The sequence below is a fragment of the Jilunia laotingensis genome, assembly GCF_014385165.1.
Classification (GTDB): Bacteria; Bacteroidota; Bacteroidia; order Bacteroidales; family Bacteroidaceae; genus Bacteroides; species Bacteroides laotingensis.
On record NZ_JACRTF010000001.1, the window covers coordinates 3,580,195 to 3,604,203 of the forward strand.

Annotated in this window: 23 protein-coding genes; 16 read left to right on the forward strand and 7 right to left on the reverse strand. The window is 42.8% G+C overall.

Going from position 1 to position 24,009, the window contains the following annotated elements:
- Positions 1-121: 121 nt before the first annotated feature.
- The 4 genes from fldA to H8744_RS13790 all read right to left on the reverse strand — a co-directional run bounded on the left by fldA (position 122) and on the right by H8744_RS13790 (position 3,182).
- Complete coding sequence (gene fldA, locus H8744_RS13775; RefSeq protein ID WP_262435384.1) at positions 122-634, reverse strand: flavodoxin FldA; 513 nt, start codon at positions 632-634, stop codon at positions 122-124.
- 177 nt (positions 635-811) lie between these two features.
- Positions 812-2,191: a replicative DNA helicase gene (gene dnaB / locus H8744_RS13780; protein WP_262435385.1), complete on the reverse strand. Its 1,380-nt coding sequence runs from the start codon at positions 2,189-2,191 to the stop codon at positions 812-814.
- A gap of 12 nt (positions 2,192-2,203) precedes the next feature.
- On the reverse strand, positions 2,204-2,830 hold the full coding sequence (locus H8744_RS13785) for an LvrA C-terminal domain-related protein (RefSeq protein ID WP_262435386.1): 627 nt from the start codon (positions 2,828-2,830) through the stop codon (positions 2,204-2,206).
- Between the two features lie 85 nt (positions 2,831-2,915).
- Entirely contained in the window at positions 2,916-3,182 is a 267-nt protein-coding gene (locus H8744_RS13790) for a DUF4248 domain-containing protein (protein WP_262435387.1), read from the reverse strand.
- A gap of 189 nt (positions 3,183-3,371) precedes the next feature.
- Here H8744_RS13790 and H8744_RS13795 point away from each other — a divergent pair, with 189 nt between their 5' ends.
- Positions 3,372-4,292, forward strand: a complete 921-nt coding sequence (locus H8744_RS13795; protein ID WP_262435388.1) for a tyrosine-type recombinase/integrase — start codon at positions 3,372-3,374, stop codon at positions 4,290-4,292.
- 506 nt (positions 4,293-4,798) lie between these two features.
- On the opposite strand, the gene H8744_RS13800 is transcribed toward H8744_RS13795, so the two are convergent.
- On the reverse strand, positions 4,799-5,026 hold the full coding sequence (locus H8744_RS13800; RefSeq protein WP_262435389.1) for a DUF4248 domain-containing protein: 228 nt from the start codon (positions 5,024-5,026) through the stop codon (positions 4,799-4,801).
- A 206-nt stretch (positions 5,027-5,232) separates the two neighbouring features.
- Here H8744_RS13800 and H8744_RS13805 point away from each other — a divergent pair, with 206 nt between their 5' ends.
- The 12 genes from H8744_RS13805 to H8744_RS13860 all read left to right on the forward strand — a co-directional run bounded on the left by H8744_RS13805 (position 5,233) and on the right by H8744_RS13860 (position 18,632).
- Positions 5,233-6,102 carry an Rpn family recombination-promoting nuclease/putative transposase gene (locus tag H8744_RS13805; protein ID WP_262435390.1) on the forward strand — a complete coding sequence of 290 codons (870 nt, stop codon included), beginning with the start codon at positions 5,233-5,235 and terminating at the stop codon, positions 6,100-6,102.
- 302 nt (positions 6,103-6,404) lie between these two features.
- Positions 6,405-6,875: an HU family DNA-binding protein gene (locus tag H8744_RS13810; RefSeq protein WP_262435391.1), complete on the forward strand. Its 471-nt coding sequence runs from the start codon at positions 6,405-6,407 to the stop codon at positions 6,873-6,875.
- A gap of 54 nt (positions 6,876-6,929) precedes the next feature.
- A complete protein-coding gene (locus H8744_RS13815; protein WP_262435392.1) occupies positions 6,930-7,196 on the forward strand; it encodes a hypothetical protein in 267 nt (88 codons plus the stop codon).
- Positions 7,196-7,645 carry an N-acetylmuramoyl-L-alanine amidase gene (locus H8744_RS13820; RefSeq protein ID WP_262435393.1) on the forward strand — a complete coding sequence of 150 codons (450 nt, stop codon included), beginning with the start codon at positions 7,196-7,198 and terminating at the stop codon, positions 7,643-7,645. The genes H8744_RS13815 and H8744_RS13820 overlap by 1 nt, the downstream gene beginning before the upstream one ends.
- Before the next feature lie 167 nt (positions 7,646-7,812).
- Positions 7,813-9,114 (forward strand): DUF3575 domain-containing protein, encoded by a 1,302-nt coding sequence (locus H8744_RS13825; protein ID WP_262435394.1) that lies wholly within the window; start codon positions 7,813-7,815, stop codon positions 9,112-9,114.
- A gap of 32 nt (positions 9,115-9,146) precedes the next feature.
- Positions 9,147-9,653 carry a fimbrillin family protein gene (locus H8744_RS13830; RefSeq protein WP_262435395.1) on the forward strand — a complete coding sequence of 169 codons (507 nt, stop codon included), beginning with the start codon at positions 9,147-9,149 and terminating at the stop codon, positions 9,651-9,653.
- 17 nt (positions 9,654-9,670) lie between these two features.
- On the forward strand, positions 9,671-10,828 hold the full coding sequence (locus tag H8744_RS13835; RefSeq protein WP_262435396.1) for a hypothetical protein: 1,158 nt from the start codon (positions 9,671-9,673) through the stop codon (positions 10,826-10,828).
- Between the two features lie 11 nt (positions 10,829-10,839).
- On the forward strand, positions 10,840-11,727 hold the full coding sequence (locus H8744_RS13840; protein WP_262435397.1) for a FimB/Mfa2 family fimbrial subunit: 888 nt from the start codon (positions 10,840-10,842) through the stop codon (positions 11,725-11,727).
- A gap of 75 nt (positions 11,728-11,802) precedes the next feature.
- The gene (locus H8744_RS13845) at positions 11,803-12,813 is read left to right on the forward strand and encodes a fimbrial protein (protein ID WP_262435398.1); all 1,011 of its coding nucleotides are present in this window, start codon (positions 11,803-11,805) and stop codon (positions 12,811-12,813) included.
- Between the two features lie 18 nt (positions 12,814-12,831).
- Positions 12,832-15,150: a DUF4906 domain-containing protein gene (locus tag H8744_RS13850; RefSeq protein WP_262435399.1), complete on the forward strand. Its 2,319-nt coding sequence runs from the start codon at positions 12,832-12,834 to the stop codon at positions 15,148-15,150.
- 222 nt (positions 15,151-15,372) lie between these two features.
- Positions 15,373-17,436, forward strand: coding sequence for an NHL repeat-containing protein (locus H8744_RS13855; protein ID WP_262435400.1), 2,064 nt, complete (start codon positions 15,373-15,375; stop codon positions 17,434-17,436).
- A 32-nt stretch (positions 17,437-17,468) separates the two neighbouring features.
- Positions 17,469-18,632, forward strand: a complete 1,164-nt coding sequence (locus tag H8744_RS13860) for an NHL repeat-containing protein (RefSeq protein ID WP_262435401.1) — start codon at positions 17,469-17,471, stop codon at positions 18,630-18,632.
- A gap of 55 nt (positions 18,633-18,687) precedes the next feature.
- Here the strand turns inward: H8744_RS13860 and H8744_RS13865 are convergent, their stop codons facing one another.
- Positions 18,688-19,863, reverse strand: a complete 1,176-nt coding sequence (locus H8744_RS13865; RefSeq protein ID WP_262435402.1) for a phosphoribosylaminoimidazolecarboxamide formyltransferase — start codon at positions 19,861-19,863, stop codon at positions 18,688-18,690.
- Positions 19,864-20,109: 246 nt separating this feature from the next.
- Between H8744_RS13865 and H8744_RS13870 the strand changes: the two genes are divergently transcribed.
- Positions 20,110-20,814, forward strand: coding sequence for a hemerythrin domain-containing protein (locus H8744_RS13870; RefSeq protein ID WP_262435403.1), 705 nt, complete (start codon positions 20,110-20,112; stop codon positions 20,812-20,814).
- A complete protein-coding gene (locus H8744_RS13875; protein WP_262435404.1) occupies positions 20,804-21,409 on the forward strand; it encodes a response regulator transcription factor in 606 nt (201 codons plus the stop codon). The genes H8744_RS13870 and H8744_RS13875 overlap by 11 nt, the downstream gene beginning before the upstream one ends.
- 486 nt (positions 21,410-21,895) lie before the next feature.
- Here the strand turns inward: H8744_RS13875 and H8744_RS13880 are convergent, their stop codons facing one another.
- Positions 21,896-22,945, reverse strand: a complete 1,050-nt coding sequence (locus H8744_RS13880; protein ID WP_262435405.1) for a leucine-rich repeat domain-containing protein — start codon at positions 22,943-22,945, stop codon at positions 21,896-21,898.
- A 102-nt stretch (positions 22,946-23,047) separates the two neighbouring features.
- Here H8744_RS13880 and H8744_RS13885 point away from each other — a divergent pair, with 102 nt between their 5' ends.
- The gene (locus tag H8744_RS13885; RefSeq protein ID WP_262435406.1) at positions 23,048-23,923 is read left to right on the forward strand and encodes a CPBP family intramembrane glutamic endopeptidase; all 876 of its coding nucleotides are present in this window, start codon (positions 23,048-23,050) and stop codon (positions 23,921-23,923) included.
- Positions 23,924-24,009 lie beyond the last annotated feature (86 nt).

The window sequence follows — 24,009 nt, forward strand, 5'->3', positions numbered from 1 at the left end:
AAAAGACATACAAACAAAGCTAACACGTACAAAAACTATGCTAAATGGCTATTTTATCTCTTCTGTTTTTCTACAATATTGTTCGAATAGCGGGCGGATGCCCTATCCCGGTAGGAACATTCTATTTCCCATCAAGCTCTTTTTTCAGCCTTCCCACCCATTGAGTGATTCGCTCTTCTGTCTTATTGTCTTCGTTCACCTCGTCGAGAGGCAGTCCTATGAATTTCCCGTTGATTACCGATACGGACGAATCGAAGGTATAGCCCGCTGTGTCCGTCGCTCCTATAAAGGTGCAACCTGTATCTTTCAGGTCTTCATATAAGATTCCGATACCGTCACAGAATGTGTCACTGTAAGAATCCGAATCTCCGCAACCGAACAAAGCAATAAACTTATGTGACAGATCTGCTTGTTTCAACACCTTCACGCCATCGTACCAGTCGTCCTGTAATTCACCGGCACCCCAGGTAGAAGTTCCCATGACCAGCACATCACATTCTTTTATGAATGCTTCGTTCAGTTTGGATGCTTCGTGAACCTCTTCTTTGGGTACGTTTAGCTTATCTGCAATCCGGTAGGCTATATCCTCTGTGGTTCCGGTTGTGGAACCGTAAATTACACCAATTTTATTCATTTTCCAACTCCTTTTTTTGTGATGATGCAAAGATAGGGCAGTCGTATGAAAAGAAAAATCCCCATTTATAATGGAATCTTTTATGAAATCTCATAATAAATGGGGATGCCAGCGGACAGTGTTCCGCCTTTGCCTATATATTGAGATTCTGTTTGATAGATAGGAGAGGGCACCCTTTTATTTTTGCCTCAGTACCCATTCCATCGGTGGCGTATAATCGGATATCACCGTCATGTCGGAACTATGGCCGAAATAGACACTCTTCGTCTCTCCGTTACGATGCTTGGCAACAATCGCCACGCCCAGGTGGTCCGTGGGGAAGCCACTGTCCTTGTCTGTACTCAATCCAGCTTGTGCGGGGCGGTAGAGCAATATGACGATGTCCGCATCCTGTTCTATCGAGCCGCTTTCCCTTAAATCCGCCAATGCCGGCTTCTTGAAAGGGCGTGTTTCCGATTCGCGGTTCAATTGGCTTAATAACACTACCGGGATGCTTAACTCTTTTGCCAGCATTTTAGCCTTTCGTGCAGCCTGTGCCACTTCCTGTTCCCGGTTCCTGTTCTCTTTCTCATGTTTCATTTCGCTCAACTGCAAGTAGTCGATGAAGATGACATCGCATTTTCCTTTGCTGTGCAACATTCTGGCGCTCGCCCGGATATAGTCCATGCTCATTCTGGCACTGTCGTCTATGTACAGTGGCAATCGTGACAGTTTGTTGGCTGTGGCGCGTGCCTGTATCATCTCCTCTTCGCTGATCAGGCCGCTTCTCCATTGAGTGGCGTTCAGGCGGCATTCCGACAAAATCCAGCGATCGCCCAACCTCTCGCCTTGCATTTCGATGCTGTAGAACACTGCATTGTGACCTGCTTGTGCAGCGGCTTTTGCCATATTTAGCCCGAAAGCGGTCTTTCCAACGGACGGGCGTGCCCCGATCAGTATCAAATCGTTGTTTTGAAGCCCTGATGTCAGTTTGTCCAGATCTGCTAGCCCGGTAGGAATGCCGGTCAGCCCGTTGCGGTTGTTTTGTTGTCGTTGCTCCGCTTCCCTCAAAGTGTCCGCCATGAGTGACGACATCGGTCGTAACTGCTGTTTCCATCCGCAGTCATTCTCTATGCCATCTATCAGGGCGTGGATGTCCGACAGCACTTCTTCCGTGTCGAAAGTCTCGTCCGCGGCTTTCGACAGCGCTTTGTGGAGTCCTGTTATCAGTTCCCGTTTCAGGTATTTGTCTTTCAGAATCATTGCGTGGGTTTCGAGGTGCGCGCTGCTTGCCACTTTCGAGGAAAGCCAGGTGATGTTATACGCACCGCCTATCTCCTGTAGTTTTCCCTGTTTTTGCAATTCTTCTTTTACGGTGAGGATGTCGACCTTCTTTCCTTCGTGGAACATTGCTTCGATAGAAGCATAGATCGTTTCCAGTTTCGGGTCGTAAAACATTTCCGGGCGGAGGTAGCCGATCACCAAGCTTATCGCTCTGCTCTCCACTAACAATGCACCGATCACTGCCTCTTCCAGTTCTTTCTCCTGTGGCAGCGGAGTGTTTCTTGAATTTTCCATGTCTTTCATAAATTAGTCGATGTATTCATTTTTATAAGCCTTGTCTGCCAGATACGTAGCTGCTTGCTTGCAATAATTTGTATTCTTGAGGCTGGCATAGTAAATTTCTATCTGGCTGATGGCAAGCTGCTTTTCCGTAGCCAGTAGCTTTTTCCACTCCCTCCGGGCACGGCCGATGTTGACCTTGTTGGTGTGCGTGATTTCGTGGAAGGTTATCCAGAACCGATTGAATTCCAAGTCTTCCTCCTCTTTCGGTACCGGTTTTCTCCATTCGTTTCCTGTCCATACTTCGTACTCTTTGATCCGTAGGTGAGTGGTCACTTCGTTGGGAATGGATTCGATCAACCCCATCCGTTTCAGTTTGTTGAAAAAGTACGTTGTTTTTCCTTTTTTCCATCCGAACAACTGTCCCCACGACTCCAAGCTTCTCATGGATTCCCCTCTGTGGCATAGCATCGTTTTCTCTTTTACGCGGAAAGTTTCATCTTTGTAATTTGTCCGGCTGAGTAAGATTAGGAATGCTTCCAGTTCGGTTGCTTGTGACTTTTTATGAAGAAGAAAAATCTCCATCAAATGTTTCGGTAACATGATGTACCCTTTGCTTGTTGCTTCTGACAGCAGCTCTTTAGCGTTTTTCATCTTTATTGATTTATTTTATTCCCAAAGGTAGTAAGCCTTATTGACGGCATCAAATATTTGATGTCAGTTTTGCTCTTTTTGCCATCTATTGCCATTTTTCCCTGAATTTAGCCAATTCATCGGGCATTTTCCAGTGTTCCACAATGATAATCAGTTGCGCGGCAGTCAGGTGCTTTTCATTCGGGTTGTACTCCGCATCGAGCAATTCCTTCCAGAGCTGTGGGGTGGTCGCAATCTTTTTACGGAAAGCGGCCACAGCCGTACGGGGGTCATGGTATTGGGGAAAATAGGCTATTGCAACATCTTTAACACAAGGACAGCCGTCTAAATTGAGTGTCTTTTTTATTTTCATTATGCAAGGTTTTAAATTGACATGAACGTCATATCACTGGCAAAAGTATACTAAAAAAATAAACAAAACAATGATTTAAAATTATGTATTGGTAAAACAAAATAGATGTGTTATTATTTTTAGTAATGATTTTCAGGGTTTTCATGAACATGAACTTGTTGCGTTTTGTTTGATAAAATTATTTTAATTATGGAGAAAGATTTTTTTATTTTTGTTTCTACACTTGCAGAAAGATTGAAAGGAATACGTGATTACCGTACAGCGGATGCTTATATGAGTACCTCGCGAAGTGTGGCTCGCTTTGCGGGGGGCCAGATGGGCATGCCGGCACTTTTCCGTGAGTCTTTGATTAAAGACTATGAGTATTATTTATGGCAGTCGGGATGTAGCCGCAATACGATATCGTTTTATATGCGAATGTTACAGTCCATTTATAACCAGGCTGTAAAGGCGGGGCATGTTCCTCGGGAGGAATCTCTGTTTGCCGGTGTGTTCAAAGGGCGTGACGATACGCGTAAACGGGCAGTCGATTTCGATGTCCTTGCCCGGCTCCGTGGTGCCGACCTGAGCCTATATCGCTCTTTACAGGCTTGCCGCGATTATTTTCTCTTGAGCTTTTATCTTTGCGGCATTCCTTTTGTCGATCTCGCCTTTCTGCGACGTGCCGATTATGTCCGCGGGACGATCAGTTACCGCCGGCGGAAGACGAATACTCAGATCGTGACCTCAGTTACCCCGCTGGCTGCCGAAATCTTGGAACGTTATGGCAGTAAAGACGAATTGTCTTTCTATTTGATGCCGATCTTAAAAAAGAAGGATGGAAACGACTGGAAGGCTTATCAAAGTGCTTTGCGCCTTTATAACAAGAATCTGAAAAGCCTTTCGGCACTTTTGAAGCTCGATGTCCCTCTCACTTCCTACGTGCCCCGCCATACTTGGGCCACACTTGCCCGTCAGGTAGGGGTCCCGGTGACTTATATCAGTTCCATCTTGGGGCATAGTTCGGAAGAGATGACTCATATTTATCTCGATTCCATCGACGGACATATCCTTGCCGAAGCTAATCGCAGGGTGATGGATGCTTTTGGGAAATATATGAAGGTGAAATAAAAAAAGTTCCGTCACTGCCACAGTGACGGAACTTTTGTGCAAATATATGCATCTTTTTGAATAACTTCCAAAAAAAATGATAATAATTTTGTTTTTAGTTATCAGTAAGGTCTATGTTATCAAGTTTATGTCCGGTTCATGATGTCAAATAAATAAAATATGCAGTGAAGTATTTATTATTTATTTATCCGGCCTTTATAGGAAAGCATGATTTTATGATTTCGATTTTAGCGTAGACAATCTATAAATCCAGGCCTGTTTTTTTGCTCTGTAGAGGCGGAATTATCCTCGGAGGATATTCACTTTTTCTCCGGGGATTGTTCATCTTGATCATCGAAAATGCACATGTCTTTATTTTAATATATATTTTATTGGTTCAAACTACCGTTCAAACTCTTTTTTGGGTTTCCTTCTTATTGTTTGGTATATAGACCGTTACAAAGGTGTTGACCGTTCAAAGTACCGTTCAAGTTTTTTAGGCCGTTTTTGGCGTGTTTAATCCCCTTTTAAGGCTCTCCCAAATAGCGGGTGATGAGCCTCACTTGTAAGGGTGGATAAGAGTGATCGCGTTTGTTTTCTCCGGCTTCTGCAAGTGCCGAAGAGAGCTGTTTATTCCTTCTTATCCATTGACGGAGTTTCCTCATGGCAGAAACAAGCGGCATATCGGGGTTATAAAGATGCGCCAATTCTGCTTTGCTATAAGTTCTGATAATAAATTTGTGTTCTTCTTCCATAATGATATGTTATAAATGATTACTGTATAAAAGTACAAAAAAAGAAGAATATATACAAGCGTTTTATCGAATATTATTTGACTAAATATTTTAATTTCAGTGGGTTAGTTTTGGATTCAAAAGAGAACTATCTTCTTGTTTTTTTTAGCTGCTTCTTTTCTTTTTTTAATTTGAAAAGTTTATCTTTGTAGCAAAATAGTTGGATTATGAGAAGATTTATCAATCCGTTCACCGATTACGGATTTAAGTTAATTTTCGGCAGGGAAGTTTCAAAAGAGTTATTGATCGAGTTTTTGAATGATCTGCTTGAAGGTGAGCGGGTCATAATAGATCTTACTTTTCTAAATAATGAGCAATTGCCCGATTATCCGGAGGGACGTGGAATTATTTACGATGTGTATTGCACCACAAATACGGGTGAGAAAGTGATCGTAGAGATGCAAAATCGTTCTCAAAGTAATTTTAAGGAACGTTCTTTGTATTACATGTCAAGAGCCATTGTTAATCAGGGATTGGTCGGGAATAATTGGATGTTTGATGTGAAAGCGGTTTATGGGATCTTTTTTATGAATTTTTTGTTGGAAGAAAACATAAAGCTGCGTATTGATGTTATCTTGTCTGATCGTGAAACAGGAGAATTGTTCTCTGATAAGTTTAGGCAAATATTTATTGCTTTACCTTGTTTCAAAAAGACGGAAGAAGAGTGTGAGACAAATTTTGAACGTTGGATTTATGTGTTAAACAATATGGAAACATTGAACCGAATGCCATTTAAAGCGAGGAAGGCCGTTTTCGAAAAACTGGAGGAAATAGCTGACGTAGGGGCTCTTTCTGAGAAAGAGAGGGAATTGTATGACAATAGCGTAAAGGTTTATCGTGACTATTTGGTGACAATGGATGCTGCTAAGAGGGAAGGACGAGCTGAAGGAATTACTGAAGGACGTAAAGAAGGCATTACCGAAGGACGTGAACTGGCTCAAATAGAAATAGCCCGTAATTTGAAAGCGAAGGGGTTAGATCCGGCTTTTATAGCCGAGACAACTTCACTCGGCCTGGAGGAAATTCAGAAATTATAGTTTATACTTCGTTTTATTATAGTCTTAGAGCTGTCCGGAATTGATCCGGACAGCTCTTTTTATATCTCTACGGGACTCCCGGCCGATAATTTTACTGAAAGATTCTTTTCTGTATAAACAGAGAAATTGTTTTGATTTTCCTTTTAAGATTTTTATAAATACAAATGCTCTCCTGGACGACATGCGATGGTCATTCCTCCGATCGGCATGTCGTATCTTTGTTATATCAAAACAATGGGAACCGGTTCTGTTGGATGAGTGCCATAAAACGATGTAGAATTTAATTAAGAAAGGAATTTGTTATGACTGTTATTTTTAAGAAAGTGAAGCGTAAAAACATGCGTAATCCCGAAGCCAGCGAGCTTTATCATCCCCAATTGTTGACTTTGGGACAAACGGTCAATTTGAATGCTATTGCTCATACGATGAAGGAAAGCAGTTCTTTATCCAAGGGAGATATTCTGAGCGTATTGTCAAACTTTGTGGAAGCAATGCGTACGGCTTTGTATAACGGGCATTCCGTCAATATTCAGGACTTTGGGGTTTTCAGCCTGTCCGCACGGACAGCAGGTACGGAAACCGAAAAGGAGTGTACGGTAAAGAATATTAAAAACGTACGGATCAATTTTCGTCCTTCAGTGACGGTACGTCCCGATCTGGCCGCTACACGTGCGGGCGATAGAATAGAGTTCATCGATTTGCAGACCTATCTGGAACGTTTGAAACAGTCAGCCGATGATGAAGGTGATCACGGAGAAGATCCGACCGTGTGATGTGAAAGGCAGTAATTTATCCGTATTTTATAATTAGCTAAATTTGCTATTGGTATGTTGGAAAAAATCATGGAGTGCCTGACCGCACTCCTGCCTTTCCTTCGAAAAAAAGGAACGGCAAAAGAAGTGAAAGAATTTAGTGATCTCGTGACCGGGCAGTATGCTTTCCTGATGGAACAATTGGAGAAGGTTTTAAAAGATTATTTCGAGTTGAGTGCGAAGATTAAGGAGATGCATTCGGAAGTTATTCTATTGAAAGAACAACTGGCGGAGTCTCTTTCATTGCAGTGTAAAAACAGAGAGTGTGGAGGCAGGCGGTGATGAGAACGGTCGATCTGATAGTTGTCCATTGTTCGGCAACGCGCGAGGACAAAACGTTTACTGAACGTGACCTGGATGCATGTCACCGGCAAAGGGGGATGGATGGCACGGGATATCATTTTTATGTTCGTAAAAATGGTGACATTAAGACGACAAGAGATTTGGATAGGATCGGAGCGCATGTGAGAGGATTCAACCGTAACTCTATCGGGATATGTTATGAAGGGGGACTTGATTGCCATGGGAATCCCAAAGATACGCGCACCGAGTGGCAGAAACACTCCATTCGGGTATTGGTAAAGGCATTGTTGAGGGAATATCCGGGAGCTAAAGTGTGCGGACATCGTGATTTGTCTCCCGACTTGAACCGTGACGGGGTGATCGAACCGGAAGAGTGGATCAAGCAATGCCCCTGTTTCGATGCCCGTGAAATCTTGTCGGAGCCTTAGTCTTGGTAGACTTGTTTTTCATGCAATGTAATGGATGTTGGACTGACGAAAAAGTTCCGTCACTGTGGCAGTGACGGAACTGAAATTTACATATATCCTAACAATACACTTTCCATGGTGCATTGTCGATTAATTTGCATGAATAGAATTCAGACAAACAAAAAACTATGAACAATTTCAGCGTGCAGGTCTATAAAACTGCAATTTCTTTTTTGTGTTGGACTTTGTTTTCCTCTACTCTTTTGCCGGCACAGGATTTGTCCGGCATGAATGGAAGGCTGGGATATCCTGTCGGCAAATCTTTTGTTATCTATGATTTCGGACAGAACACCAGTGAGATAGAGAATCTGCATACTTGCATAACGAAAACATTGAGTGATACTTCGGTGCATGTCCGAGAGATAGAAATCGTGGGATACAGTTCACCGGAAGGCGATTATACACGGAATAGTAATTTGGCAAGCGAACGCGCTGAGATCTTGCACAAATACCTGCTTCCTTTTTTCCCGGATATAGAGTTTAGAGTTACCAGCGTTCCCGAAGATTGGGAAGGACTGGTGGATGCCTTGACGCAAACTGGGAATAGTGCTACGGAAACGGTTCGTGCCTTTGCGTCAGCGGATTTGACACCGGAGCAGAAAGAACGCAGATTGAAAAAACTGCCTCGGTGTGTCTATCAGGATTTAAGCCAAAACTATTTTCCATTGCTTCGGAGAGCCAGCATTACAATTTACTATGAGCAACTGTCCGTTTCCTCCCATTCCTCTATGCTTTCGGAAGCGGAAGAAAAAGAGATATATCTTCGCACGCAATATACTAACCAGGCATATCGGAATGCCCAGTTCCATCATCGGAATATACAGAATTCGGCTCTTACCGACCGCTATGGTACTACCTACGGTAATAAGTCTGAAAGAAGAGTCCATCACCGTTCGGTCTTATGGCAGGATTTTACCCCGGTGATCGCTGTCGGTACAAATCTGCTGCAATGGACAGGTTTCCGTCCCGACTTTACCCATACCACTTTTGTCCCCAACCTCTATGTGGAATATTATTTTCTGAAACGCTGGTCGGTGAAGGGTGCTTTTTCCTACTGCAATTGGTCATATGGCGATAATAAGCGTTTTCAGGGTATCTCTTCCTACAGTATCGAACCTCGTTTTTGGTTACGAGGTGATGGAAATTTCCGTGGCTTTTTCTTTGGTGTCTATGGGCAGTTCGGTGACTATAATGATGAACAGGAGATTGAAAGTTATACCGGAAGATACCACAGCGAAGGGCTTTCTGCCGGATATCTCCTGCCGCTTTATAAAGGACTGGCCATTGAACTCAGCCTTCGGGGAGGTTACCGTTATTCTTCCGTAAAGCGATATCAAGCTGGTGAAGAGTGCAATAGCCTTTGCCGCGAATACGATAAACATGACTTTACAGTAACAGGCAGCAACATCAGTTTGCTCTACCGTTTTTGATTCATCGAATAATTTACAAAAAGACAAGATAAATGAGAAAGCTATTTTTATGTTTGGTTGTACTGATGTTGCAGGCCGTTTATATCGTTGCCCACTCACAGTCGGCCCCGTCGCACGGGTCGTTGTTTCGTTTCATAATTAATCGGGGAGAAGTGTTTTCCGCCAATGCTCCCGGAGAGTTGACCGAACTGACCCTTTCGGGGTATTTTTATACCAATGATCTCTGGGAAGGACAACTTACCCCGTTTAAGAGTGCCAACTCGGTGACTCTCACGGGTAAAGCCGTTATCAATGAGTATAGCGCACATTTGCAAACGAAGGTGGTCTCTTCCCTTTCGTTGCCTTCCGTAGTTTCGCCTACGGGCATGTTCCTCACTTTGGTGGTTGACGGTGTGCCGATGTCGGTTCAGCTGCCGTACGTCAATGAGAGTGATAGCTGGGTTGCCGGTTTCATTTATACCTATAGTGTGACGGTCGAAGGCCGTGGATTGACTATTTCGGGGGTGACCTGTAGCGCTTTGACTGAAAATAATTATTAACTAATTGATAGATTGAGATGAAAAACTATTTTGGACTTTTGTTTGCCGCATTGTTTGGATTGGCAAGCTGTACGATGACCACGGAGGGTGAAGATCCTTATGTTAGTGGCAATTATGTTCAGGACGTATTTGTAAGATTTGAAAATGTGGAACAGGATGTGCCGGATACACGTGCCGATGAAGCCGGAAAAACCAGTACGGATAAAGTATCCTTCGGCAGCGGCTACCTTTTCTTCGTGACTAGCCAAGAAAATATAAAACTATGTTACCGCATTTCGCCCAAGGGGGGAACGTCTACTAACCTCGATCAACTGGTCATCAATGTGGATGATTTTTGGGGAAAAGCTTCCGGTGCTTCGGGCTATCCTTTTCAAAATGTATCGGGAGAGGTGACAAAGGTGTATATAATAGGTAACATGCCCGATGCGGTAGCGGAAGCGACTGTCCGTGCGAAGACCACATTGACAGAGTTGAAAAAGATTGCCGTGCCACTGCCCGGACAGAACAATATTAATTATGTGACGATGGACGGCATTGGGGCGCTTACGAATTCTTCCGATGGTAATGCAACCCATAAAGATGTAAGTATAACACTCAACCCATTGTGCGCGCGCATAGAAATAGCCAAGATTACTGCAACAGGTGCTGTGACTGATTTTAAACTACGGGCTATTTATGTCTCTCATTTTTATAGCAAAATGGCGTTGAATGAAACAAATGATCCGGCCACACAGCTATTGTTCATACTGGCTGGAGGCGGAGCGGACTATGACAAGGACTATAAATTGATGAGTGATGTGGCAGCGGGCACTGATGTGTTGGCTGCTACGAAATCAAAGGTTGCCGCTGCTGCGAAGGGAGTATGGGGATATCAATTCTTCCCGGGTAAGAATGCCAACCGTGTTCCTCCGCGTGTGATAATAAAACTGACAGATATTGTTTCAAGCATAGGGACTTATGGAAATCCGCAGTATCTCAACGTACGTGGATTCAAGACCACTTCCGATCCGAACGCACCAGCGATGGCATTGTCAAGAGGAAAGGTTTATAAAATTGATGATTTGCAATTCAAGGAAAACGATCTGTCGAGTGTTCCTAACCCTGCCGATATCACCCTTACGGTGAAGGTCAGTGTAACGCCTTGGGTAGTCACAATTGTTAAACCGGTGATGTAATATCTACAACGATGAGAAAACTCTTTTATCTTCTCAATTTATGCTTCCTTTATCTTTGCAGTGGGTGTACCACTACAGAGATGGGAGGATGTAAAAATGCGATTGTCGTTTTTAAATATATGGGCGATGGAAATTCCGATATTTTTAGTGACTTCATAGCCAATGTGACCTATTTTGTTTACGATGCTGATGGTATACAGGTGGCTTCAGGGCGTATGGAACCGGCTGATCTTTCTCTAAATCGGGGATTTCAGCTCCGGCTTGGAGAAGGAGATTACGAGGTGGTCTGCTGGGGCAATCTGGAACATTATTGCCAGGCTGTGGATACAGAGAAGAAAGATGAGGCTCACGTATTGAACATTGCCCATTCATCGGGGAGAGAGGCGCAAACGGGCGATCCTTTATATTATGGTAAAACCTCTTTTCGTGTAGCCGATGCCGAGGGGAAAACTACGGCAACGATCACTTTCCATTCAGCCCATATCACGATTTGGGCATATACGAAAGGCGTTACAGACTATGACGAGGGGGGAGTAAACCGTCCTCCGGTATTTCACATCGGAGGATTCGATTCTCGCTATGATTTTGAATGTAACTGTGGAGGAATGCCTTTGAGCTTTTATCCGGAAGCTGTTTATAAGAAAGAGTATATGGTCAGCATGGCACGTTGTGAAGTCCCAAGGTTCAATGAACATACTACTTCTTTGCTTAAAGTATATAAACAAAGTGACTATAAACTACTGGAAGTGGTTCAACTGGAAAAATTTATAGCAGATAATAGTATTGAAATCTCCGGTAAAGAAGAGGTTACTATTCCTATCTTATTCGATTTTCAGGGATTGGGAGTGGAAGTAAGAATACCTTCGTGGGAGGAGATCGGAGTGAAACCGGAGTGGTAGGAGAGGATATTGAGATTTAAGAAGTAAGAATTAAGAAGGAAAAAGTGAAAGAGGAGAATTGAGAGAGGGAATTGGATGACCATGAATAAAAAGGTGATATTGATATACATATTGTCGGCTTGTATTGCATTCCTTATTTTTATAATGGGAGTGGTCGTCACTTTGTTGTTTGGAAGTTGCACGGAACAGTCTTTGGTGTATGATATTTCGGATAATGAGGCAACTGTGTTGGTGGAGATTGCTACAGACCATGATTCGGAAAGAATAGCCGAGTACGACAGGGACAATACGAGGGGTGATGATCTCATTGAAGAATACAAAATAACAAACGCGGTGGTTCTGGTTTATAATTCAAATAAATTATTCGAGAAAAGTGGGACATTGAATGCTGACGGTGAGTTGAAACTGACATTGAGGGAAGGTAAAAAATATATTTATGTAGTAGCCAATCCGGGTACTTCGTTGAAGGGCCGGTTGACGGCTTCACCTACCTATACGCAGCTTAATGATATGGTTTCTCTGACCGAAGATTACAATAATGGGAATTTTCCTACACAAGGATTGTTGATGACGGGCAGTCTTGAAAAGGCGGTTTTAACAGGTCAGGAAAATAAGGTAACCGTTCCGTTGACTATCCGTACAGCTCGTGTGGATTTGTATATAAATAAAGGGAGTGCCGCGGTAGGAAACATCCTTGTTGAATCTGCAGATTTGGTAAATGCGCGTACTACAGGATACCTTTTTCAAAACAATAATGTAGAAACCAGGGCGGTCATTCCTTTTTCAAAACTCAATACCTTGCTTCAAGACGTGATGACAGAAGGAATGTTGGTGGGGACGCAGTATACATATCCGGTTGTAGGCGTCACTGATATTGCATTACTTATTAAAGTGACCCATTTTGAAGCTTTGGCGAACGGAGAGATGTATATTGTACGTTTGAATGATTTGAACACTAACTCCGCCATCACTTTGAAACCGGGTTATCACTATAAAGTAATGATTACTTTTTTTAGAGATGAAACCGGTTCGATTGACATTTCAAAATATATATATAAAGAAAACTTTTTTGTAATTGGAGGATAGCAGTAGATGTTTAAAGTAATGAAACAGATCAGATTTATACTTTACGGGTTGTTCGTGGCTTTTTTTTGTGCATGTACAGAGAATCGGATTGAATCTTCCTTGGTGACCGGTGATCAGGAAGGGGAGCTTGAAGAGGTTTCGTTGACATTGAAAAGTTTGCCCATAAAGGTGATTGGAGAGGAATATGAATCGGAGATGCAGGGAAAAGACACTCGCCAAGATGATAACAGTGATGTGAAAGAGAGTGCAATCGATAATATATGGGTGTTTCAATATACTTCGGAAGGAATTTTGTTGGCTTCTCCACACTATTATTCAACGACTTCATCCTCCGGGAGAGGTGTGCCTATGGAAGTCATGCTTCGTCCGGCAGTCAATTGTCAGATTTATATAGTTGCCAATACTAATAATTTACTTTGGGCGAAGGATATGAAAATCGGGAGTAGCTTAAGTAATTTGACTTCCAGTACTTTCACGCGGTCAACGGAAAATGATATGTATGGAGGTACTTACAAGAATTTGCTGATGGTGGGACACGCATCAGGCAAGACCGTGATTGCAGGAAAGAGCAATGATTTGGGACAGATTTCTTTAAGTAGGATGGTCGCTAAAATTTCATTCCAGTTCGTAATGGATACTTCCGTGGAGGACAAATTAAGAATAACTAAGGTCACTATCAATAATGTGCCCAGTGTATTGAGAGTTGGGGAGGTTACTGCGTCTCCATATCCTACGACTTTGACTCCTTGCTCGATGTCGGATGTCAATTCTCCTTCAACATCCATGATATACACTTGGTATGTACCCGAGAACTGGCAGGGTACTACAGGAAATAATGATGAAAAGAAGAAAAATGACTGGGCTCCTGCAAATGCTATCTATATTCGTTTGCACGTAGATTCTGATGTTGATGGGAGTAGCTATGTCTATACGATTTATCCAGGTGAAAACACGGTTAATGATTTCAATATCAAACGGAACTGCTTTTATTGGGCGACATTGCGTGTCGTATCATTCGCGACGGATAATCGGGTGATGGCAGCTCCTGCCAACTGTTTTGTGGTGACTCCAAAATCCAGTATCGTATTCGATCCTTATGACCGTACGGAAAACGGGGGCGGATGGAAGTATTCGGACTATGTGAACAAAAGTGTGGTCTCGAAGAAAATAGCTTCCGTGCGCGTGTTGTGGCAAACAGCCTTTGCTATCGGTAATAATGCTTCCGGCAATCTGGTTTATCTGAAAAATGATAAAATCTATGTGACGGCCGGCCCATTGAACGGCAATGCTGTGATTGCGGGATATAACAGCTCCGATGTCATTGTCTGGTCATGGCATATTTGGGTAAACAGTAGCGCACCGGTACAGGTTTCTAATGCAGTATTGTATAATACGTATGAGTGGAACAGTAATGCGATTATATCTAATAAGCGTGTACGGGGGAGGAGCTTTATGTCATGTAACTTGGGGGCGATCAGTGCGGGCAAAGGAGATGGAGGGGCAATAGGGACTTATTATCAATGGGGAAGAAAAGATCCATTTCCGCCCAATAAACTATTGACAAAAGGTGATGCTCATTATCAAGCTTATAGTTCCACGTATGTTGTAGCTGTGTATGATAACGATACCCGTTCGATTGAAATGTCTTCTTCTATTGGTACGGGTGAAGTCTTCAATGCTGTAAGAACGAGTTCGGATATTGGAACTATTTCGTATTCAATAAAACATCCAACCACTTTTATTGCTTCAGCTAAGACTCCCGGTATGTGGGATAATAACGGAGGAAGTAATGAGACTCCTACGCATGATACTGCTAATTATATAAATGAAGGTGATTGGTACTGGGGACATAATGACAGGCTGTGGGGAGGGATTCCTTTTAGTGAGGCTTCTGTAAATTATAAAAATATAGTTGCTAATAACGGTGCGGAGAAAAAATCTATTTTCGATCCTTGTCCCTCGGGCTGGATGTTACCACCGAGTGATGCATGGATGGGATTTACGGTTGATGGCCTAAACCATGAAGGTGATAATGCTTTGAATTATGCGAATTACGGGACAGAAGTCGTAGATAATGCACTTGCACTTTATATGCAATATTTTAAATCAGGGCCAACTTCTCTGTTTCCTTTCTGTGGTTGGAGGAACGGTGACGGCAGTTGTTATGTTGTGGGATATTGCGGTGGATATTATACATCTGCAGCTTCTTATAACTATGCGTCATCAATTTTTCATATACATCCTAACTTGGTTCATCCTTATGATTATGGTTATGGATACAGCCGTCGCGCTTGCGCCTATCCCATACGATGTGTACGTGAAGTAAAAGGCTCATAAAATTAGCTGAAGAAATATCCGGTTGCTGTTCGTGATGAATGGAATCGGATATTATTTGTTTGTGCTGTAGGAGGGTCACAGTACGTGTACTTTGGTATTAATAACAAAATAATATTCTAATTTCTTCTAAACTGATTTGCAAAGCAAGGTTGTTTTTTCTATTTTTGCGGCCCCTTAGCGAGGGGAGTTTTTAAATATATATTCTTAATATAAAAACAGACGATGAAAAATTTATTTTCCACCAGCCTGTTAATGCTGGTCTTCAGCTCTATTCTATTGTTGAGTTGTACAGATAACGAGTTAGTACCTGGAAATTCTGACCCTTTTGAACCGGAGAAAGATGTAGAGTTTCCATTTAAATTTTCTGAAATAGACTACACTACGGATAACACTTACTATCTGCTCAATGATAACGAACCTTCCGAGATTTATTTCAATCAGGCCGAACGTAGTTTTAAGGTAAACGAACCTTTACAGATTTCAATGACAGACGATCACTATTTTCAATTCCGTTTCTATTGTCCACGAGCCATTACGGATCTGATTGTCTGGGCAAGGATAGAGGGCTATGATGAGGAGTTCAGATTTGCAGAGTTTTCTAAAATTATGCCTTTGCAACAGTTTCGCATCCATATCCCTTTTGCTACCGAGGATATTACGGCATATACCCGTAGTGGGAAACGTATTAAGATCATGCGCAATCCTCATTTGAGTAGCACCAATATCTCTTTCGAGATAGAATGTAACAATCCGGTCTATAAGATGATGACTGGGGTGAAGCCCAGATGGAAAATCTACTTCGGTAACTACCAAGGTGGTAACTGGTTGTCCATGAAACCTGTTCATACCCGTGAAGCGGTCGCTATGGCTTTGAATATGGCAGCGATGTATTCCACAACGGAGTTTGAACAACAACTGGAAGAGAAGCGGGGAACATTTATAGAAAGTGGTAATAAAGTGGATATAGACGAGTTGAAACGGCGTATCATGAATCTTTCCGGTTTGCGGTTCGGCCTTGTGGACGGTAACGTCACCGGACTGGGAGGTGGCGAGACATTTGGTCTTGTAGAGTATGCCTACCTGACAATGTATGCGGATGATTCCGGTCCGGTCACAACCCCTTTTCACGAACTGGCCCATTGCTTGGGCTACAGCCACAACGGGAACATGACTTATGGGGATGGATGGACACCGTTCTGTCAGGAGTTGTTTGTCGAGTTGGGAAGGCAAAAGAAACTGCCTGTCTATTCAAGACGTTTTTTGCATTCCAGAAAGACATTGGGCGGTAATCCTTATGCTACATCGCGTTTCCCTTTTGAGAATGATCCGGAGTTGGATGCTTTGGACGGTGGACTTTCTCCGCTAAAAGGAGAGTCGGACACCGGTGGTAATGATGGTACGGAACTGTCTCTGAAACTGGATTACACGGCTGTTCCTGGGGCTACGGCTTCTACTTTTATTCCCAAAGATGTATATGTTTACGGTAATGAAATGTATGTTGCCAATGAAGCGAACGGGAACTTCAGTATCGAGGTGTTTGAAATATCGAATGAGAATGTGAAGCATATACATACCATTAAAGAATGGCAGGGGAAAGAGGGGATGGAAACATTTGCTAAGGCTCCTAATGGGATCGTACGGGCTAACGGTAAACTTTATGTAACCCATGAGGGCAACCGTACGGAAATATTCGATGCATCCACTTACCAGTTCATCAATCATATCGGCAACGGAAATTGGGGAACCGGTGGCAACCAGACCGTGCATGCCTATGATGTGACTGTGGCTCGCGGGCTTGTCTTGATTCGTGATAAACGTTATGTCGATGTGGTCGAGGAATCGATGGTACAGTCCGGAAATACGATGTATGTGTACGCCCGTTCGGAAAATCTTGACGAGAGAAACGGAACATTCGGAATGGCGGTTGACGAGCAAAACGGACTGCTTTATGTCACGCACTGGAGTAGCAAACGGATTGATGTTTTGAATTTGGCTGACGTACGGGAAGGAGTGACTTGGAAACGCTCATCGAACTTTTCGTATAAGAACAGTCCATATTCCTTGGATTTCTATGAAGGAGATCTGTTCGTGAGTTCCAACGGTGCCGAGAAATTCTGCAAGGTGAATCCCCGAACCGGAGAGATCATAAAGGATTATACAACAGTTGGAGAGATAACATTGAGTTCGCCTGAGAAATTCTGTATCAGACGGAATACATTGTTCATTGTGGAACGTGCCGCTGGCCGGCAATGTGTATATGCAATCCCGATGAGCCGCTTGAAGTAATTAGAAGTAGAACTATAAAATCAGAAGTAATTATGAAAATATATATATGGATGTTGATCGTGTTGGGTGGAGTCATGCTATCTCAGTGCAGCAGTGACAATTTTGAAACGGAACTGACTAACTCTTTTGCCGGTGATAATTCCGATGGGAAAGAAGATGATAAGTATACGAGTTATTGGTATTATTCTTATGAAGCCGTCCAGTTGCTTACTGCGGAAACACTGGGGCTGAAGGAGGAATTTAACCCTTTTACGACAACCCATCTGGGAGATACGCTTTTTGTAGCCAATCTTGTTGATAACAGCTTGTTGCTTATTGACTTGAGGACTAATCAAGTGATGCGGACGTTGCGAACATGGGACTTCAACGGGCAGGAGAAAAGTTTCGGTAGCCAGATAGAAGCCATTGTGCCGGCAGGGAACCGGCTGTATGTTGCAGAACGGCAGTCGCGTATTCATGTTTTCGAACTACCGGGGCTTGACTATATTTCCTGCATAGGCAATGGGAACTATAACGGGCCGGTATTTCAAGCACAGGCGATGACCGTAAAGGATGGCTTGGTTTTCAGCCGCGATAAGAATGGCACGGTCAGTATCTATAAGGAAGAAGATGTGACTCCGGAAAACTATCAGAAGACGGCACGCTATCGCCGAACCTCCAATATGGGGACTGTAAACAATAGTTTTGGAACACATAGTATGATTCTCAATGAGGAGGGGAATATATTATTGACTGATTTTGGAGCCCGCAAGATTATGGTACTCGACCCTGCATTGGTCAATGACGACATGCAAAATAATACTTCTATCGCTTTGGAGGATCAGACGATGATGCTTGGTTTTAATCCTACGGCACTGACTTTGGGAGATAAACGTCTATATGCTACTGGTAATAATGCTGTCCATATATATGACCGTGAGATAGGCGAATGGAGCAAAACCTTAAAATCAATCCATGGATACGCTTTTTCGCAGCCTGTCCGCATACATGCACAGAACGACTCCGTGTACTGGGTATCGGACACACACAATTCCCGGAAAGCATTAGTGAAGATGCAGGTACACAAGGGGGAGATCCGTGAATACGAACGTGTGAGCGAACATGTAGTGAAGGTGTTCGGGGCAAATACACGTGAAGGCAGGCGGGAAGAATATCTGGTTGATCTGCGTACGCACGAGGTCATCAGTACCCACTGATAATGAAAGAGAAGGGTGTGTTAAAATAACACACCCTTCTCTTATATATTCTTTATTAATGATGGAATAAGCGTATTCCGGTAAATGCCATGGCAATGCCATATTTATCGCAAGTGTCGATGACATGATCGTCACGAACCGATCCTCCGGGTTGGGCGATATAACTCACTCCGCTTTTGTGCGCACGTTCGATATTGTCTCCAAACGGGAAGAAGGCATCCGAACCGAGAGCTACTCCGCTTTGTGTATCCAGCCATGCCCGTTTCTCTTCACGGGTCAATATCTGCGGCTTCTCAGTGAAGAATTGTTCCCATATGCCATCTGCCAGTACATCCATGTAATCTTCGGAGATATAGATATCAATCGTATTGTCGCGGTCCGCCCGGCGTATTTTATCCTTCCAGGGGAGGTTCATCACTTTCGGATGTTGACGGAGATACCAGATGTCGGCCTTGTTTCCTGCAAGACGGGTGCAGTGGATACGCGATTGTTGCCCGGCACCGATACCGATGGCTTGCCCGTCTTTAGCATAGCAGACGGAATTGGATTGGGTGTATTTTAGCGTGATAAGTGCAATGAGCAGATCACGTTGGGCATCTACGGGGATTTCTTTGTTCCGGGTAGACCTGTCTTTCAGAAGAGATTCATCAATCTTTAGTTCATTGCGTCCTTGCTCGAAAGTGATTCCGAAAACGTCTTTTCGTTCTATGGGAGACGGGATGTAAGAGGGGTTCATCCGAATGACATTATAAGTACCTTTGCGTTTGTTACGGAGAATCTCCAATGCTTCGGGGGTATAACCGGGAGCTATTACACCATCGGATACTTCACGGTTAATAAGCCGGGCGGTTTCTTCGTCACAAATGTCGGATAGTGCGATAAAATCGCCATAAGACGACATGCGGTCGGCACCACGGGCGCGTGCATAAGCGGTTGCCAACGGAGAAAGTGGGAGGTCGTCGACAAAATAAATGCTCTTTAGCGTATCACTCATTTCTGTTGCTACGGCAGCACCTGCGGGACTGACGTGTTTGAAGGAAGCTGCTGCCGGAAGTCCGGTAGCCTCTTTCAACTCTTTTACTAATTGCCAACTGTTGAATGCGTCCAATAAATTGATGTAACCGGGACGGCCGTTCAATACTTCGATGGGGAGTTCACCTTCTTTCATGAAAATACGGGCTGGCTTTTGGTTGGGATTACAGCCGTATTTAAGTTCTAATTCGTTTGTCATTGTTTATTTATTTATAAATCTACTTATGGTTGAATCTGTTTGTCCGGATTCTGATTGGTTTTAAACGATCGCTTTTCGATTTTCGCGTTAAGGGTGACAAAATTACTAAAAAAAATAATAGCCTTCTTAAGAATCTGTTGCAATTCATTCATCGTGGACCGCAAATGATAAAATACCTATAAATGGGGATTGCGCGCGCGAAAAAATATCCGTTCCTTTGCAGCGATAATATAAAATAGGTATTCTATGGATAGATTGCAGAAGTACAAGCCTTCCGATAAAATGATCGATCTTATAAGTGATAATTACTCTTTATTGCAGGTTATGAGCCGTTTCGGACTGTCGTTGGGGTTTGGTGACAAGACGGTGAAGGAAGTTTGTGAAATTAACGGAGTGGATTGTCGTACATTTCTGGTGGTAGTGAATTTTATGGCCGAAGGTTTCTCGCGTATGGATGGTGAAACGGATGATATTTCCATCCCTTCCTTAGTGGATTATTTGCGACAGGCGCATATTTACTTTCTGGATTTCTGTCTGCCTGCCATACGTCGTAAACTGTTGGAAGCCATTGACTGTTCGGAAAATGATGTCTCTTTCCTTATTCTGAAGTTCTTTGATGAATATATGCGTGAAGTTCGCAAGCATATGGAGTATGAGGAAAAGACAGTGTTTAAATATGTGGATGCGTTGCTGCAAAACAATGCTCCTAAGAACTACCAGATCAGTACTTTCTCTAAACATCATGACCAGGTGGGAGAAAAGTTGACGGAATTGAAAAACATTATTATAAAATATTGTCCGGCACGGGCGAATACTAATTCTCTGAATGCAGCGCTTTTTGATATTTACGCCTGTGAAGAGGGACTTGAGTCGCATTGCAAAGTGGAAGATTATTTATTTGTTCCTGCTATTCTGAAGCTGGAAAGGAGGATGCTGGACAATGAAAAATAACGAGACTATCCGTATTGCCGTTGCAGAAAGTTCGGTTATCATCCGTAGCGGGCTGACGCTGGCATTAAAAAGACTGCCTAATCTGAAAATTCAGCCGATAGAGATATTGTCGGTGGATGCATTGAACGACTGTCTAAGGACGCAGTACCCTGACATATTGGTGGTAAATCCTACGTTTGGCGATTATTTCGATGTGGCACGGTTCAAGGAAGAGACTGCGGGTAAGGGAATTCGTGTCGTTGCATTGGCGAGTTCGTTTATCGATGCTTCGTTGTTAAGTAAGTACGATGAAGCGATCTCTATCTTTGACGATATGGAAACACTGTCCGGTAAGATTACACGCCTGCAAAACATCGTTGAGGAAGAAGAGGAGGGACAGGAGAGCCTGAGCCAGAGAGAAAAGGAAATAGTGATATGTGTGGTGAAAGGAATGACGAACAAGGAGATTGCAGAAAAGTTGTATCTTTCGATCCATACAGTGATTACTCACAGGAGAAATATCAGCCGGAAATTGCAGATACACAGTGCTGCCGGTTTGACGATCTACGCCATTGTAAACAAGCTGGTTGAGCTGAGTGATGTAAAAGATTTATAGCCGCAAAAAAGTGTTATAAAACATAAAACCGCTTGCAGTGACACAAAAAAGCCGTATCTTTGCAGTGCAATTGGGAAATTGCTATTAGTTTAAAAGGTAAAATAGAATTAAGGTATTAGATTAAGGTATTAAACAATCTTCAATAGGTAAATAAATATTAGTTTGTAGGTAATAAAGATTTATAAAGGATAACAAGTAATAGGTAAGATTGATTTTAGGTAAAAAGAAGATTGTAGTTTTCAGGAAAAGAGGTTATAAGAAAAGCCTTTTGGCTTTTCTTACGTAGAGGCGGGGAATTCTTTAAAAGAATTTACTCGTTTTTTTATATATTCTTCCGTTGGATGTATTGGTTGAGAGATTTATATGTCAGAGGCGACAGCAAAGGTTCTTTTTCAGATTTGAATTGCACTGAATATAGGACTCTTTTTTACTAAAGCCATATAATCAGTGCAATATGTCATTTTCGAAAAGTATTAGGGAAACTGTCTATTTATTATATTTCAATTTATTCTTAGTGGAAGGAGCAAACAGGTCGTCTCCCAGTGTTTTAAGCTCGTTGCCGGTTGCTACCAAATAGTTTAGGCGGTCACATCCCATAAAAGCACCGTATTCGATAGCCGTTAGAGTGGCAGGCAGTTCTATAGTGTCCCAAAGTCTTGTGCAGTTGCTGAATGCACGTTGTCCGATGGTCTTCAGGTTGTGTGGCAGTTTGATACGAAGCATGTATTTCTTTTGTGAGAACGTGAAGTCCGGGATCACCGTTGCGTTTGTATTGGAAATGTCCACGCTTACCAAGTTGGGCATATAATTCCGGATCAACTTAAAATCTTCATTGTCCAGTTTGCCTTCAATCGTAAGGAAATTGATGTCTTTGGGTTGTATGGCTGCTTTTTGTATTTCACTTTCCAGAGTACTCAGACTGCCTACTTGTAGCTTTACCGTGACCGGTTCACCCTCGAGGAATGCAAAGTTTTCCCAGCGGTTCTTGAGACGGTATTCGTCAGTGCTTCCCAGTGGGATGAAGATAGCGGTGACACTATCGGCAAGCGCTTCCGGCAAGAGGTTGGGGGGAGTTTTCTTTCTGATCTGACAGATGTACAGGTTTTCACACCCTTTGAATGCAGCATCTTCTATGTTTTTAGTCTTTTCTGAAAGGATTACTTGCTTTAATGATTGTTTGCCTACGGCTTTTCCGTTTTCCATGCGGCAAAATGCATATGCGGGGATAAAGTTAGGCATATAAACGTAGAATTTGCCGGGGTGAGTCCCTTCTTTTCCCGAATACATTTTAATTTCCGCATTGGAGATGTCGAGTACCTGAAGATTCTTGAATTCATCTCGCAGGTGCCTGAAATCTTCCGCATTGATCTTTCCGGTCAGTGTAAGATGGGTGACGCTGTTAGCTTCCTCTTCTGTCATCAGGGAAATCAGCGTTCCGGGTTTAGAGACAAAATACTGCTTGCTGACCGTTTGCGCCATTGCACCTGAGGTGGTAGCTGCTATGAGCAGACCGAGGAAAAGATGTTTTATATTCATGATTGATATATTTTTCAGACAAATATACAGAAAAACGTGAGATCGGGTTAACCTTTTTATTTTTTATAGTTATTTTTGCTCGCAGATTAACAAATTATAAAAATGGAACAACAAGAAAAATTTCAACCGGAAGAACCCAAATTAGGTTATGTTTTTGTCAGAATATTGATTTATGTTTTAGTATTCATGTTTTTGTCCGCTATATTTTCCATACCTGTCATGATATGGGTAGGAGTTTATGAAACCAGCGTATATACACTTCCTCAATATGCTGCTCTTCAGACATCTATATTGTTTGCAGCATTCTTGCCGGCATTATTTATGCTCAAATATTTCGACCATCGTCCTTTCAAGGAATTGGGGCTTGGTATCAAGGGGCGTGGGAAAGATATTTTATTGGGCATGTTAGCTGCCGGAGTGCTATATGGAGTCGGTTTTGGGATTTCATTGGCATTGGGTGCGGTAGAGATTGTCGGATTGGATGTCAATGTGATCAATCTTGCCGGAAGTTTTGGAGTCTGTTTGTTGGTCGCGCTGACTGAAGAAATCATGGTACGTGGTTATATATTAGGTCGTTTGCTTCAAACGAAGATGAACAAATTTATATCATTGGGCATTTCATCCGTAATATTTTCTTTGATGCATATGTTCAATCCGAACACGGCCTTTTTGCCAATGCTGAATTTATTTTTGGCGGGTTGCTTGTTGGGAGTCGCTTTTCTGTATACGCGTAATTTGTGGTTTCCAATCTCGCTTCATCTGTTTTGGAACTGGTTTCAAGGGCCTGTATTGGGGTACAAAGTCAGTGGAATTTCTCTTTGTCCGTCATTTGTGAAGCTGAAGTTGCCGGAGGATACGATTATTAACGGTGGGGCATTTGGTTTTGAAGGTTCGGTTATTTGTACCGCATTGATGATCTTGATGACAGTGGGGATAATTTGGTATTTCGAAAAAGCTGATAGATTACGGCATTCATAAAGGCGTGAGGAGTGCGCTGATTTTGCTAAACAAGGGAATAGGTCACATTTAATATGATTTATTCCCTTGTTTAGTAAACTCCTGTT